The organism is Bacillus sp. GM2 (assembly GCF_056155945.1).
Genome location: NZ_JBRKSZ010000007.1, coordinates 1,495,181 through 1,511,013 on the forward strand (window position 1 = coordinate 1,495,181; position 15,833 = coordinate 1,511,013).

9 protein-coding genes are annotated in these 15,833 nt (G+C 48.2%); 7 read left to right on the forward strand and 2 right to left on the reverse strand.

Annotated elements, in window-relative coordinates:
- Positions 1–108: 108 nt before the first annotated feature.
- A complete protein-coding gene (locus ACVC9U_RS08610; RefSeq protein WP_441390598.1) occupies positions 109–1,683 on the reverse strand; it encodes an alkaline phosphatase family protein in 1,575 nt (524 codons plus the stop codon).
- 130 nt (positions 1,684–1,813) lie between these two features.
- Between ACVC9U_RS08610 and ACVC9U_RS08615 the strand changes: the two genes are divergently transcribed.
- Positions 1,814–3,742 carry a di-heme oxidoredictase family protein gene (locus ACVC9U_RS08615; protein WP_081379935.1) on the forward strand — a complete coding sequence of 643 codons (1,929 nt, stop codon included), beginning with the start codon at positions 1,814–1,816 and terminating at the stop codon, positions 3,740–3,742.
- Positions 3,743–4,120: 378 nt separating this feature from the next.
- Here ACVC9U_RS08615 and gltC read toward each other — a convergent pair whose 3' ends face one another.
- On the reverse strand, positions 4,121–5,023 hold the full coding sequence (gene gltC / locus ACVC9U_RS08620; protein WP_075754352.1) for a glutamate biosynthesis transcriptional regulator GltC: 903 nt from the start codon (positions 5,021–5,023) through the stop codon (positions 4,121–4,123).
- A 148-nt stretch (positions 5,024–5,171) separates the two neighbouring features.
- On the opposite strand from gltC, the gene gltB reads away from it, so the two are divergent.
- The 6 genes from gltB (at position 5,172) to ACVC9U_RS08650 (ending at position 15,824) form a co-directional block, all read left to right on the forward strand.
- A complete protein-coding gene (gene gltB / locus ACVC9U_RS08625; protein ID WP_075754354.1) occupies positions 5,172–9,737 on the forward strand; it encodes a glutamate synthase large subunit in 4,566 nt (1,521 codons plus the stop codon).
- 16 nt (positions 9,738–9,753) lie between these two features.
- A complete protein-coding gene (gene gltD, locus ACVC9U_RS08630) occupies positions 9,754–11,235 on the forward strand; it encodes a glutamate synthase small subunit (protein WP_075754357.1) in 1,482 nt (493 codons plus the stop codon).
- Between the two features lie 211 nt (positions 11,236–11,446).
- Positions 11,447–11,647, forward strand: coding sequence for a hypothetical protein (locus ACVC9U_RS08635; RefSeq protein WP_020451719.1), 201 nt, complete (start codon positions 11,447–11,449; stop codon positions 11,645–11,647).
- A 124-nt stretch (positions 11,648–11,771) separates the two neighbouring features.
- Positions 11,772–13,487, forward strand: coding sequence for a DUF6044 family protein (locus tag ACVC9U_RS08640; protein WP_441390602.1), 1,716 nt, complete (start codon positions 11,772–11,774; stop codon positions 13,485–13,487).
- A 22-nt stretch (positions 13,488–13,509) separates the two neighbouring features.
- Positions 13,510–14,517, forward strand: coding sequence for a glycosyltransferase family 2 protein (locus tag ACVC9U_RS08645; protein ID WP_075754361.1), 1,008 nt, complete (start codon positions 13,510–13,512; stop codon positions 14,515–14,517).
- Between the two features lie 65 nt (positions 14,518–14,582).
- A complete protein-coding gene (locus ACVC9U_RS08650) occupies positions 14,583–15,824 on the forward strand; it encodes an MFS transporter (RefSeq protein WP_075754363.1) in 1,242 nt (413 codons plus the stop codon).
- Positions 15,825–15,833 lie beyond the last annotated feature (9 nt).

Below are 15,833 nucleotides of genomic sequence, written 5' to 3' on the forward strand. Positions count from 1 at the left end.
TAAGTAAATAAACTAAAACACGGTATTATCATACATAGAACAACAAAAGATTGTCAAAGAAGAAACTTTGAAAAAAGAAAAAACCCGATCATTGATAACATGACCGGGTCATTGTACGAGCTTCATAAAAAAATCTTTCATTTCAAGGTGGCGAAGATGTTCCGGAACTTTTTCCGAACCGACGATGATCATCGGAGCCAAGCTATCCGTTTTATAAAGTGAGCCATGGCCGCCTCCTCCAAAATGGAGGGGAGACTTTTCGCCGGCAAATTGGAACCCGGGTTTCGCGTCGGCGATCACAAATTGTCCGCGATGCGAATGCATGGCGCTGTACAGGCGGGCAAGAGCATCCGGGTAATCGCCGTATTTGATCGATGCGCCATCTGCTTTAATGTCCAATAAAGAAAAATCTCCGCTGATCGTCCATGACTGCCCGTAAGGATCTTGATAGCCGCCTTTTGGACGAAACCGCAGCGGTTTTAAAGAACGCTTCGAATCGACATATATCCAGCCGCTTTTTTTCCACGCTGTAAAAGCGATTCGTTCGTCTTTTTTCAATTCATTGATGGCATCTTGCAGCGGCATGTTTCGATCCGTGACATAAATGTATGCCATTCTGTCGTTTACCGCAAAAAGAAGCTGGTCGCTTCGATCGGGGACTTCATTTATTTTAGCGATCCGGTATCCTTTAAAAAGCGAATGAAGCCGGATGGCGGCCTTGTCTTTATCGCGTCCGATCGCTGTCTGCCCGCCGTCACCCATGACGACCCACACCGCTTTTTCGGCCGCATCGCGCCAAGAATCATATGCATTCAATATGCGCTGCAGCTGCCGGTCCATTTTTTCGAGGCCTTTCATATCCATCGGGCCTTTTTTGTGTGCATCGCGGTCAAAATCGGGCAAGTAGGCGACAGTCAGCGCAGGAAGCTTCCCCTTTTTAATTAAATAGGCCATTTCCTGTGCCGTGAACTTGTCGTTAACGCCATAACCTTGCCAAATATGGTGGTAGGGGTTATCGGGATCGAGCTGGGCAAAGCGGCCGAACGAAAAAAGAGCCGGCCTGTTTACCGTCATATGTTCAGGCATCAATTTCAGCTTCTTGAGCGGGGGCGGGATGTTTAATTCGCGGCGGTCAGGCCCCCTGTATATGAGCCCGTTGATGGATGCCGACTGTTTTCCTCGCTCTTGCAAATCATCATGGACCGTTGCCGCCTTTCGGCTTAAATGGCGGTGATTAAGAGAATATAGTCCGTCTTCGATCGTTTGTTTGATGCCGAGCGCGGCGATTTCTTTTTTATCGCTCCCGTAATTCACGATTCTCTGTTCATCCTGGTTATACCAGACGAGCCCGGGAACGCGGTGGATATTCGGATAAGTTCCGGTGAGCAGCGTGCTGTCAATCGAGACCGACATCGTCGGATACGCGCTCACCACTTCAGGTTCATAATGACCGTTTTCAAGAAAGAATTTTAATGCCGGGGCGCGGCCATCTTGAATCGCTTTTTTCAAAGGCTGATCCATCAAAGAGTCGATGATAAGGACAATGACCGGTTTTTTGGAAGATTTGACAGCCACTGCTTCTTCATCCGGGAGCCCCAATTTTTCATCCCCGGCATTCAGCCATATGATAAATGAAACCAGCGCACATATAAAAATGACAAGTACAATGATTAGCTTTTTCAAAACGGCCTCATTCCTTTAATCCCAACATATGCATATTCTGGCATGGGACGCCGGAAGTTATAGCTGGTAATAGGTTCTAAATGAATCACGGCAGCACTTGGGAAGCCTATTTAATTAGAAAGGAGGGTTAATGATGAAAAAACATAAATGGTTAGCCGCATTTGCTATCATCGCAATTTTAGCCGTTATAGGCTATATCGCGGTCAGACATCTTGAACCGGAATATGCATATATGCCTCCTAAAGAAAAAGTCATCTCAAAAGAAAAACGAGTGCACGGATACGATCTATGGGGAGCATTTACACCGGACAAGCCCGCCTCCGCAGGGGAGGGAGCTGTAAAGGTTGATGACCGCCTTCTCGACTTGGGGCGGGAGACATTTTATAAGGAAACTTTCGGCAATGAAGTGTTTTTGACAGATATCATCGGACTCCTTGACGGTCCCATTACAGCAGCCAACATGACGAAAGCCATTGCCGGATTGAAAGGGAAAGGGACGACGAACTTGCGCATCGAATTGGCCGAAACCGTTAAGATCGGGGAGAAAACCTTTAAAAAAGGCGAGAAGATCGACACCGGCATTGATGTTGCAAAAGGGGCATACGCCCCGCTCGGCATGCCTTTCAAATACGCTGACGGAAAAATCAAAGCCGGCATCAGCTGTGCGGCCTGCCACGCCGCAGTCGATCCGAAAACGATGAAGGTGATGGAAGGCGTGACAAATCCTGATTTAAATACAGGGCTGATGTTGGCGCTGGCGACAAATTCAGCGGCTTATTTTACACATGCCGAAATTGATAATATTCAACAATTTATGAATGATAAAAGCCCTGTGATCACCGCCGGAAACGGCAAAAAAGAACGCCTTCCCGATCCGGACCGCCTCGAAGATGCGGTCGATCGCATTTTCCTGAAGTGGCCGAGAGGTTTTTTCGACTCGACGATCGATATGAAAAGCAATCCCACGCAGATTCCGGATGCTTATACATTGGGCGACCATCCGTATAGCTGGAGCGGTGCGGCAATGGCCGGTCCTTTTAAAGGCTTGACTGTGTTCAGCAATAATGTTCATGCGCAAAATTCGGACAGCCTCTCGCAAGCCCCGGCAAGCCGGGCGCTTTTCGGCATGAGCGAAGATGTTTATATCGGGACGATCCTGCAAAGGGCTCCCGCCTCAACATACAGGTATCAGCCGAAAAAAAAGGAAAGTCCGACTGCGTTTTTCAAAAAAGCCGATCCCACTCCCGGAGTACCGGGCGTCAACCAAATGGTCAAGCCGCCTAGCTTTCCTAACATCACTTTGGCGGCGCCCGACGGCGTACTTGTGAGCTCACCCGGACGAAAAGTGAATGAAGAAAACAACGCTGTATCCGCCTGGCAAAATACACTTAGACCGCCTGATCCGCGGCAAAAAACCGACAGCCAAACCGTCAGGCGCGGCAGGCGCGTTTTTGAACAAGCGGGCTGCATATCCTGCCATGCCGGCCGGTATTTGACGAACAACAAGGTCATCTCGGCTGAAAAAATCGGAACCGAGCCGACAAGGGCCCGGTCTTTTAAGAAAACGGAAAACATATTCGGGAAAAGCCTTATTCATTCGCCTGACACACCGGTGCCTCTGCCGCGCAAGCCGAAGATCCTGAAAGTCCCGACAGCCGGGTTTGACCCCGAACAGATCAAGCTTTCGTGGGCGCAGGGAGATTCCAAAGGCGGGTACAAAGTGCCGAGTTTAATCGGCGTTTACTGGCGCGCTCCTTATTTGCACGACGGAGGGGTTGCAGTGGGAAGCTCATTAAAAGAGACAGGCATACCAAATACGGTCATAAAAGGTAAGCAGGCGGACCCTTATAACAGTTTGCTGGCGATGATCGACAGAGACTTAAGACAGCAGGTCGTCAAAAGCAATTCAGAATCGCCAGACTTAAAAACGGTCAGGGTAACCGGCAAAGGGCATGAATTCTGGGTCGACGCCAAAAGCGGCTTTTCCGAACAGGAGCAAAAAGCGTTGATTCATTATTTAATCCATGCCGATATGCCGAGAAAGCAAGGAATGAAATGAAACGATAAGCCGCCTGAATGGCGGCCTTTTTTAAATCTTCGTCAGGGGAGCGGCGATATGATCGCCTTTTCGGTCCTTTGTGACGGCGCGATCCGGCTGACGGAATTGTCATTCACTTCAGCGGTTATGACGAGTCCAAGGCCGGTTCCAGACTGCAGCCAGTGCAGGCGAGTCCGTTCCCAGACAGAAAAAACTGGCGTCAGTATGAAAAATCAGCATAAAAAAAGGGGAAGAACATACATATATAAGATGCGCTTTTTACAATAGAAGAGATGCGGCAACAAATAAATGTACAGAAAATTCAGACTTCAATTGCTGTTTATGATAAAATGAAAGCAGCCAAGCTTTTGCGCCCGGCTGAATTCGTTGTCATACTGGCTATTGGTATTGCTGAAGGCGAGAAAAAAACTTCTTTACGAATTGATAAAAGACTTTTGCAGAAGGGGAAAGCTCCCTGTTTTTAGGGGTAATGATTCCGACTGTGCGCTTTACTTGAGGATAATCAATCGGAATCTTCTTTGTAAAACGGGGAGCCGTTTCATTAAAGGCGCTTTCCGGCAAAAGCGTCACCCCCATATCAGCAGAAACCAGCCCTTTGATCGCATCCAAATCTTCGCCCTCTGAGGAAATTTTAGGCGTATATCCTACTTGCTTGCATGCATCAACAGCCATTTTTCGAAGGATGTATCCGTCTGGAAACAGCACATACTGATCATTTCTGAGATCGCCTAGATGAAGGCTTTTCTGGCCTGATAGGGGATGATTGATCGGCACGAGTGCCAAAAGGCTTTCCGAAAACAAAATGTCCCCTTTAATCTCAGCGATATTTGACGGAACAGGACCGAGAAAAGCCAAATCGATATCCCTGTTTTTCACCGCTTCGATTAAAAATTTATAAGATCCCTGCCTTAAAAGAAAAGCGACATTAGGATGCTCCTCTTTAAAAGCGGAAATAACCGTCGGAAGGAACTGGCCCGCAAGGCTTGTCGGGAAACCGATTTTAACGGTCCCGCGATTCGGGTCCAAATACTCATCGATTTGTTCCCTCGCGAAATCGATCGCTTTCATCGCTGTTTTAATGTGATCTAAAAACTGTCTCCCGATCGGAGTCAGCTTCACATTGCGGCCTTCGCGCTCAAACAAATCAACACCGAGCTCTTCTTCGAGATTGGCGATCTGCCTGCTGATCGCCGACTGAGCGACGTGAAGGTGCATGGCCGCTTCCGATACGTGCTCTCTTTCTGCAACTTCCATAAAATAATGCAATTGGCGTAATTCCATCGTTGTTTCACCTGCTCATCTCAAAATGAGATAGTTTTAATCTAAATTATATATTGTTTGTATAGATTTGAAAACCTACAATAGGATTAGAGTTTGTAAGATTTTATGACCGGGGACAAACGGGAAAAATGAACGGGGGAGAGGAACAATGACTTATAATCAACTACCAAAGGCACAAGGTCTCTACCGTCCTGAATTTGAACATGATGCATGCGGAATCGGCCTTTACGCTCATTTGAAGGGCCTTCCTACTCATGATATTGTCAAAAAAGGATTGCAAATGCTTTGCCAATTAGACCACCGGGGCGGTCAGGGCAGTGACCCGCATACCGGAGACGGAGCAGGCATCATGATGCAGATTCCGGATGCTTTTTTCAAAAAAGTCTGCGCCGGTTTCAACTTGCCTGAAAAAGGACGCTACGGCGTCGGGATGATCTTCTTTTCTAAGGATGACAGCGGGCGCGAAAAAACCGAAGCGCGCATTAACGAGCTGATCGAACAGGAAGGGCAGACGGTGCTCGGCTGGCGAACTGTACCTATAAATGTCGGAAAAATCGGAACAGTCGCACAGAAAAGCGCGCCGGTCGTCCGCCAGGTATTCATCGGAGCAAATGAAACGCTGAAAGACAATCTGGCATTCGAACGCAAGTTGTACATCATTCGCAAACAGGCCGAAAATTGGGCAAAAGAACACGACAAAACGTTCTATTTCGTCAGCCTCTCTAGCAATACCATCGTATATAAAGGACTTTTAACGCCCGAGCAGGTTGATGCTTTCTATGAAGATTTGCAGGACGAGGACTTCGTCTCAGCTTTTGCATTGGTTCACTCCCGTTTCAGCACAAACACGTTTCCGAGCTGGGAAAGGGCGCATCCGAACCGTTATCTGATCCACAACGGGGAAATCAATACGCTGCGCGGCAATATGAACTGGATGAAAGCGAGGGAGCAGCAGTTTGTTTCTGAAGCGTTCGGTGAAGACTTGCCGAAGGTTTTGCCGATCCTCGATGAAAACGGAAGCGACTCCTCGATCTTGGATAACGCTTTTGAATTCTTTGTTCTGGCTGGAAGGAATCCGGCCCATGCTGCAATGATGCTGATTCCGGAGCCGTGGAACGAGAATCCGTACATGTCAAAAGAAAAGAAGGCATTTTACGAATATCACAGCTCTTTAATGGAGCCGTGGGACGGCCCGACTGCGATTTCATTTACAAACGGAAAACAGATCGGAGCCATTTTAGACCGGAACGGGCTCAGACCTGCCCGCTATTATGTCACTAAAGACGACTACCTTATTTTTTCCTCCGAAGTCGGCGTGATTGATGTCGAACAGGAAAACATCTTATATAAAGACCGGCTGGATCCCGGAAAAATGCTGCTTGTTGATCTTGAAGAAGGGCGGATTATCTCCGATGAAGAAGTCAAATCCGAAATCGCCGGGGAGTTTCCGTACCAGGAATGGCTCAGTAAAGAACTGGTTCATGTCTCAAACGATATTGAGGAAACCGAAGAAAAATCTGTGCCTGACCTATTGACCCGCCAAAAAGCATTCGGTTTTACGTACGAAGATATTCACAAATATTTAATTCCTGTCATTACAGAAGGGAAAGACCCGCTCGGTTCAATGGGCCACGATGTCCCGCTGGCGGTATTGTCAGACCGTCCGCAATCGTTGTTCAACTATTTTAAACAGCTGTTTGCACAAGTTACAAATCCGCCGATTGATGCAATCCGCGAGCAGATCGTCACTTCGACATTGACATGGCTCGGAGCGGAAGGCGATATTCTCCATCCGAACGAAAGCAGCTGCCGCCGGATTAAATTGTATACACCGGTCTTGACAAACGCGCAGTTCAATTCTTTAAAAGGACTTGTGCATAAGGATTTCAAAAGCAAAACGATTCATACGCTCTTTACAGACGACTTGAAGAGCGGTCTCGAAGATATGTTTAAAGAAGCGGACAGAGCGATCGCCGAAGGCGTGACTCTCCTTATTTTATCCGACCGCAAAATGGACGGTCAGAAAGCGCCGATTCCTGCGCTGCTAGCCGTCAGTGCCTTGCATCAATATTTAGTCCGCGCGGGAAAACGTACGAAAGTCAGCATTATCGCCCAATCCGGTGAAGCGCGCGAAGTTCACCATTTTGCCGCCTTGATCGGCTACGGAGCGGATGCCATTCATCCGTACCTCACGTATGCGACATACAAGCAGGCAATTGAAGACGGAGCGCTCTCCATCAGCTATGAAGAAGCCGTTACAAAATACAGCAAAAGCGTGACAGAGGGCGTCGTAAAAGTGATGTCCAAAATGGGCATTTCCACTGTCCAAAGCTACAGGGGCGCACAGATTTTTGAAGCGGTCGGGATCAGCAAAGACGTCATAGACAGCTATTTCACAGGAACGGCATCACAGCTCGGCGGAATCGGCCTGGACACGATTGCCGAAGAAGCGAAGCGCCGCCACAGGGAAGCTTATGAAGATACATTCAGCGAAACACTTGATTCGGGAAGCGATTTTCAATGGAGAAAAGGCGGGGAGCACCACGCTTTTAACCCGAAAACGATTCACACGCTGCAATGGGCATGCCGCAAAGGTGATTACAGTCTGTTTAAACAATATTCGAAAGCAGCTGATGAAGAAAGAATCGGTTTTCTCCGCAATCTCTTCTCGTTTGATGAAAACCGGAAGCCGCTGCCGCTTGAAGAGGTAGAATCCGCTGAATCGATTGTGCGCCGCTTTAAAACAGGGGCGATGTCATTCGGCTCTTTAAGCAAGGAAGCCCATGAAGCGCTGGCGATTGCAATGAACCGTCTCGGCGGAAAAAGCAACAGCGGGGAAGGCGGAGAAGATCCGGCGCGCTTTACCCCAGACGCGAATGGCGATAACCGCCGCAGCGCGATCAAGCAAATTGCTTCAGGCCGTTTCGGTGTGAAAAGCCACTATCTCGTCAATGCCGACGAGCTGCAAATTAAGATGGCGCAGGGTGCAAAACCTGGAGAAGGCGGACAGCTCCCTGGCAACAAAGTGTATCCATGGGTTGCCAATGTTCGCGGATCTACGCCTGGGGTCGGCTTGATTTCACCGCCGCCGCACCATGACATCTACTCGATTGAAGATTTGGCGCAGTTGATCCATGACTTGAAAAACGCCAACCGCGATGCACGGATCAGTGTAAAGCTTGTCGCTAAAGCCGGGGTCGGCACGATTGCAGCCGGAGTCGCCAAAGCGACCGCCGATGTCATCGTGATCAGCGGCTATGACGGGGGCACTGGAGCATCACCGAAAACAAGTATTAAGCATACCGGCCTCCCGTGGGAACTAGGGCTCGCCGAAGCTCATCAAACACTGATGATGAACGGTTTGCGCGAACGCGTCGTATTGGAAACAGACGGCAAATTAATGACCGGCAGAGACGTTGTCATGGCTGCGCTTTTAGGAGCCGAAGAATTCGGTTTTGCCACAGCGCCGCTCGTTGTTCTCGGATGCGTTATGATGAGAGCCTGTCATTTGGATACGTGCCCTGTCGGGGTAGCGACGCAAAACCCTGAGCTGCGCAAAAAGTTCATGGGCGATCCGGATCACATCGTGAATTACATGCTCTTTGTCGCAGAAGAAGTACGCGAATTGATGGCCCGGCTCGGATTCAGAACAGTTGATGAAATGGTGGGCCGCACGGATGTCCTTCGTGTCAGCGAACGGGCGAAAGCACACTGGAAAGCGGGTCAGCTCGATTTATCAAACCTGCTATATCAGCCGGAAGGCGCACGCACATTCCGTACGCCGCAAAACCATAAAATCGATGAATCGCTCGATATTACGCAAATTCTACCCGCCGTCCAGTCAGCTGTTGAAAACGGCACGTCTGCGGAAGCATCTTTTGAAATCCGCAACATCAACCGTGTAACAGGAGCCATAACCGGAAGCGAAATTTCTAAGCGCTACGGCGAAGATGGCCTCCCTGAAGATACGATTACGCTCCGATTCACAGGTTCAGCGGGGCAAAGCTTTGGCGCGTTCGTACCAAAAGGAATGACAATGTATTTGACAGGAGATGCCAATGATTACATCGGCAAAGGTCTTTCAGGCGGAAAAATCGCCGTCAAAGCGCCTGACGAATTCAACCCTGCATTCCGTGAAAATGTTATTGTCGGAAATGTTGCGTTCTACGGTGCTACAAGCGGAGAAGCTTATATTAACGGACTCGCCGGCGAACGGTTTGCCGTCAGAAACAGCGGAGTCAGCGTTGTCGTTGAAGGCATCGGCGACCATGGCTGCGAATACATGACCGGCGGGCGCGTCGCTATTCTCGGCGACGTCGGCAAAAACTTTGCCGCGGGCATGTCAGGCGGAATCGCCTACGTGTACGCCGAAGACAAAAAAGCCTTTAAACGGAAATGCAATCCTGAAATGATCGAATTTGAAACACTTGAAGCACCTGAGGAAATCGCCGAACTGAAAACGATGATCGAAAACCATTACAGATATACCGAAAGCTCAAAAGCAGCTTCGATACTTGATCATTGGGAAGAGGCCGTCGGCCGGTTTGTGAAAGTGATTCCGAAAGACTTCAAGCGAATGATAGAGCGGATTAAAGAGCAAAAAGAAGCCGGCTTGTCTGATGAAGAAGCGCTGATGTACGCGTTTGAAGCCGGTACGAAGCAAAAGATTGAACCGTCTGCGGCTGCTTCTTCAAAAGAAGCGGTGGCACAGTAAGAAAGGGGAGGGGAAAATGGGCAAAGCAACAGGATTTATGGAATTCAAGCGGGAAAAGCCTGCTGAACGCGATCCTCTCACACGGATAAATGACTGGAACGAATATTCGTCTCCATTTTCTGAGGAAGCATCAAAAAGACAGGGAGCGCGCTGCATGGACTGCGGCACCCCCTTTTGCCAAATCGGCATGGATATAGGCGGTTATACGTCAGGATGTCCGATTCACAATTTAATCCCTGAATGGAACGACCTCGTTTACAAGGGAAGGTGGAAAGAAGCGCTTGACCGCCTTCTGAAGACAAACAACTTCCCTGAATTCACGGGGCGGGTCTGTCCGGCGCCTTGCGAGGGCTCTTGTACGGTGGCGATTTCCGACCCTGCGGTATCCATCAAAGGGATCGAACGGACGATTATTGACAAAGGATTTGAAAACGGATGGATTCAGCCGCGGATTCCGAAAAAACGGAGCGGCAAGAAAATCGCGATCGTCGGCTCAGGGCCTGCCGGTCTGGCAAGCGCCGATCAATTGAATCAAGCGGGGCATTCGGTCACTGTTTACGAGCGCAGCGACCGCCCGGGCGGCCTGTTAATGTACGGCATTCCAAGCATGAAGCTTGAAAAAAGCGTTGTCGAACGCCGCATCAAACTATTGACGCAGGAAGGCATCGACTTTGTCACCAATACGGAAATCGGCAAAGATATTACAGCCGACGAGCTAAAAGAACAGTACGATGCGGTTATCCTTTGCACAGGAGCCCAAAAACAGCGAGATCTCTTGATTGAAGGCCGTGAAGCAAAAGGTGTCCATTTTGCCATGGACTATTTAACAGGCACTATAAAAAGCATGCTCGATTCGAATTTTAAAGATAAACAGTTTATCAATACGAAAAATAAAGATGTCATCGTCATCGGCGGGGGAGACACCGGGGCAGACTGCGTTGCAACGGCCTTGCGCCAAAAAGCGCGAAGCGTCGTCCAGTTCGGCAAACATCCGAAGCTGCCCGATACAAGAACCGCCGAAAATATGTGGCCTGAACAGCCGCATGTCCATTCACTGGACTATGCTTATGAAGAGGCGCAAGCAGCATTCGGCAGCGATCCGAGACAATATTCGATCCAAACGAAAAAGCTTGTCGCAGATAAAAACGGCCATTTGAAAGAACTGCATACGATTCAAATGAAAAAAGAAAAGAATGATCAAGGAAAATTTGAGTTTCACGAAATTCCGGGAACGGAAAAAGTATGGCCTGCTCAATATGTCTTTATTGCCATCGGCTTTGAAGGAACGGAACAGCCGCTGCTTGAACAATTCGGGGTAAATACGGTGAGAAATAAAGTTGACGCAGCATACGGGGAATTTAAAACGAATGTCGATGGAGTCTTCGCAGCAGGGGATGCGAGAAGAGGACAAAGCCTGATCGTTTGGGCGATTCACGAGGGACGCGAAGTCGCCCGTGAGGTTGACAAATATTTAATGGGAAGTTCTGTACTGCCGTAAAACAAAGGGGTATTCACATCATATAAATAAAGCCTGTCCTGCGACCTTCTTTAGGTTGACAGGGCAGGCTGTTTTTTGTTTGATTTACAATGCCATATCGTTATTTGTTCGAATTTATACAAAAGCAATGATAAAAAAATTGTGTACGTACTCCATTTCATGGTATATAACATAACCTAAATTATGCAACGCAATAAAGGAGGCTATAACAGTGGAAGAAACTTATCAATATCAAGATGACTGGACGGATGCGGATAGACAGCAGCCTTTTACTTATGGCGGCTACGGCGGCTACCCCTATCCGCGGCCAAGGCCGCGCCCTAGACCAAGACCGCCGTTTTATCCGTATCCATTCTTCTATCCGTTCTTTCCTTTTTATCCATACTACCCTTACTACCCGTACCCTTGGTAATGGGTAAAGCGAAGCTGTCTGGTGAAACAGACAGCTTTTTTCATTTTGATGAATTTTTCAAAACGCTTCCACGAATAATAACAGCGATATGATAAAAGCTCTATATTTCCAAAAGAGAACAAAATTGGATGTGGTATTCGTGTCGTTATTCGTCAAAAAGACCAGCAAGGAAAAGCGATATTTGATTTTCGCATTCAGTGTCATTCTTCTCTATGTCCTTCCGCTTTACATATTAAATGAAGACGCTCATATCCGCGTGCATGACAACCTGGATTCCAACATCGCATGGTATAAGGTGCTGGCGGAAAGCGGTCAACTGCTCGGCGGTGTTAAAGCCGTTATTCCGCAAATCATCAACGGACTGCCGCGGGATGCTTACGGAACGGAATGGAGCGGCATTGTATGGCTTCATGCCTTGTTTCCCTCGATGACCGCATACGCTATAAGCCAAACGATCACGAGGGTGTTTGCCTTTGTCGGGATGTATCTGCTGCTGAAAAGCCATTTGATTCGCGATGAAAAAGCGTATTTCATCAGAATCGCGGTATCGCTTGCTTTTGCTCTGACACCCTTTTGGCCTTCGGGAATGCTCAGCACGCTTGGCCATCCTTTAGCTTTATGGGCGTTTTTAAACATCAGGGCAGGAAGAGACTCATGGAAAGAATGGGCGACCCTTGCGCTTTTGCCGCTTTACTCAAGCTTTGTGCTCGGTTTCTTCTTTTTCCTTGCGGCCGTTTCGCTGATTTGGCTTTATGATTTGGTTACAAAGCGCAGCTTTAACCTTCGCTTTCTCGGAAGCATCGCTCTCATGACGGGCATTTTTCTGGCGATAGAATACCGGCTTGTTTATTCGGTTTTCGCTTCAGGCGAAACGATGCATCGGGTTGAATTTATTTCATCCAGGCATGACATCCTTCATTCGTTTCGGCTTTCATTTAAAAATTTCGTGCTCGGCCACAATCATGTCATGACCGTCCATACGGCGGTGATACTGCCTTTGATTGTGCTCACTTTCGGGCTCGTCGTTGCGAGACAACGAAAAAAGCGGCCAAGAGAAGAAAAGCTGTTCATCTTTTTATTCATTTTAAATTATGCGCTTTCTTTATGGTATGCCCTCTGGTTCAACAAGCTGTGGGCGCTTCCAAAGGAAAAGATCAGTCTGCTTTCGGCATTCAATTTCGCGCGTTTTCACTTTTTGCGCCCTCTTGTGATATACGCAAGCTTTGCAGTTGCATGCTACATATTGTGGAAAATGGGGAAGAGATGGCGGCGCTTCGTCCATGCCGCGCTGGTCGCCCAGCTGCTCGTGCTTATACCGTTTCATGAAGAGCTGACTTACGGCGCATACCACCATGCCCCGACCTTTCGGGAATTTTATGCATCAGATCAGTTCAAACAGATCAAACGGTTCATCGGCCGTTCTCCCGATTCCTACCGGGTGGCGAGCATCGGCCTTCATCCCGCGATTGCGCAGTATAACGGTTTTTACACACTTGATACGTATGCCAATATTTATCCGCTGAAATACAAGTATCAATTCCGGAAAATCATCGCCAAAGAGCTTGATAAAAATCCGGTCCTGAAGCGCTATTTCGATGAGTGGGGGAGCCGCTGCTACCTGTTTGTTGACGAGCTCGGAAAACATTACGCGTTCAAAAAGAACACGAAGAAAAAAATCACGAACCTCGAATTGAACACTGAAGCGTTCAAAAAAATGGGGGGGCGATATATTTTTGCTTCGGTTCCGATTATGAATGCAGAACAAAACAAGCTGGCGTTTTTAAATCGGTTCAGCCACCCGCAGTCCGCTTGGAACATCTATGTATATGAAGCGAAATAAGCATCGATAAGGAGGAAGCAAATTGAATCTTCAACAGCCTTTGCTGACAATCGTCATACCCTGCTATAACGAAGAGGACGTGTTTGCCGAAACCGCAAAACAGCTGACTGCGGTATTGGATGATCTCACAGCAGACAAGCTGATCTCTGCAGAGAGCAAGCTTTTATTTGTCGATGACGGATCGACGGACCGCACATGGCCGCTGATTGCTATGGAAAGTACAAGAAACCGCTATGTGACAGGCTTGAAGCTGGCCCGTAATTCCGGACATCAAAAAGCTCTCTTAGCCGGACTAGATAAAGCGAAGCAAAAATCGGATTGCGTTATTTCAATCGATGCCGACCTTCAGGATGACATTTCGGCGATTCGCCGGTTTATCGAAAAATATCATGAAGGCTATGAAATCGTCTACGGCGTACGCCGCAGCCGGAAAACAGATACATGGTTTAAACGAACGACAGCCGCATGGTTCTACCGGATCATGAATAAGCTCGGCATCCAGCTGATCGATAACCATGCCGACTTTCGGCTTTTGAATAAACGGGCGCTCGAAGAGCTCAGCCGCTATGCAGAAGCAAATGTTTTCCTGCGCGGTCTGGTGCCTTTGATCGGCCTCCGGTCGGCCAAAGTGTTCTATGACCGAAAAGAGCGGCTGGCTGGAGAAACGAAATATCCGCTGAAAAAAATGCTGTCTTTCGCTTTTCACGGGATTACGTCATTCAGTGTCGCTCCGATCCGTTTTTTTACCCTGATTGGCTTCTTCTTATTTTTCCTAAGCTGTATCGCAGGTATATATGCAATGATTCAAAAGCTGCTCGGCTACACGAATGCAGGCTGGGCTTCGTTGATCATTTCGATATGGTTTTTGGGCGGTTTGCAATTGATGGGGATCGGCATTATCGGCGAATATATCGGAACGATTTTCACCGAAGTGAAAAGAAGGCCGAGGTATGCGGTGGATATCGATTTATATACGGAACGGCTCGGCCGGCGCGAACCTGAAAAACGGCCGGGAACGAAGTTCAGTTGATGACGGGTCAAACGGATTACTTAACTTTTACAGTTCATTTTGAATAAGGAAGGATGTACAAATTTATGGCAGAAAAACAAACCTCTGGCATGACGGTTGTCGCTATCGGGTCGATCCCATTGATTATGACGTTGGGAAATTCGATGCTGATTCCGATTTTGCCGAAGATGAAATCTGAACTCAATTTATCGCAATTTCAAGTCAGCCTTGTCATTACCGTGTTTTCGATTACTGCAGCGCTCTTTATTCCGCTGCTGGGTTACTTGGCGGACCGCTTCTCAAGGAAAGTGGTGATTATTCCGTGCCTGTTCCTTTACGGGGCCGGCGGGATTCTTGCAGGATTTGCATCGACGACCTTTGCGAACGCTTTCCCGTGGGTGCTTTTCGGGAGAGGACTGCAGGGGCTTGGAGCAGCCGGTACAGCGCCGATCGCAATGGCGCTGACAGGAGACCTTTTTAAAGGATCTGAAGAAAGCCGGGTGCTCGGTCTCGTTGAAGCCTCGAACGGCTTCGGAAAAGTGCTGTCTCCGATTTTAGGATCATTGATTGCATTGATCGCTTGGTTTTGGGTGTTTTTTGCATTTCCTGCTTTCTGTATTGCACCGATCATTTTGACTTGGATTTTTATCAAAGAAAAAGACAAGAAAAAAGATCCGCCGCCTCTCGGAAAATATGTGAAAGGGCTGACAAGCGTTTTTAAACATGAGGGCAGATGGCTTTTCACCGCATATCTCGCAGGAGCCGTCTGTTTGTTTACTCTGTTTGGCATCCTCTTTTACTTATCTGATGTTTTGGAAAAAGAATTTCATACAGACGGCGTAAAAAAAGGTCTGATCTTGGCGATCCCCCTGCTTGTCATGTGTACAACATCATATATTACGGGCAGCAAAATCGGACAAAATCAGCAGCTGATGAAAAAAATGATGGTTATCGGGCTCGCTCTGATTACGATTTCCTACGGCACACTGTCTTTTTTCTCCGCGCTCATTCCTTTTATCTCGATCCTTGTCATCAGCAGCATCGGTACAGGCTTTGTTCTGCCGTGTGTCAACAGCTTCATAACCGGGGCTGTCGGAAAAGAGAGGCGCGGCTTTGTGACCTCGCTGTACGGATCGGTCAGATTTTTAGGAGTCGCGATCGGTCCGCCGATTTTCGGGAGGCTGATGGAATGGTCGAAACTCGGCATGTTTATGTCGATTGCAGGCCTGACATTAATCGTCGGTGTGCTGGTGCTGACTATGATTCACGTCAAAAAGGAAGACACCAAAAAAGGGGAGAAAGGGCTGCAGCCTGCTGACGCAAGATAGGAGGGAAGG

Excerpts from the sequence above, each read along its gene's own strand:
- gltD (WP_075754357.1), top strand. The coding sequence starts at position 9,754 with ATGGGCAAAGCAACAGGATTTATGGAATTCAAGCGGGAAAAGCCTGCT.
- gltC (WP_075754352.1), bottom strand. The coding sequence starts at position 5,023 with ATGGAATTACGCCAATTGCATTATTTTATGGAAGTTGCAGAAAGAGAG.
- ACVC9U_RS08615 (WP_081379935.1), top strand. The coding sequence starts at position 1,814 with ATGATGAAAAAACATAAATGGTTAGCCGCATTTGCTATCATCGCAATT.
- ACVC9U_RS08650 (WP_075754363.1), top strand. The coding sequence starts at position 14,583 with ATGGCAGAAAAACAAACCTCTGGCATGACGGTTGTCGCTATCGGGTCG.
- gltB (WP_075754354.1), top strand. The coding sequence starts at position 5,172 with ATGACTTATAATCAACTACCAAAGGCACAAGGTCTCTACCGTCCTGAA.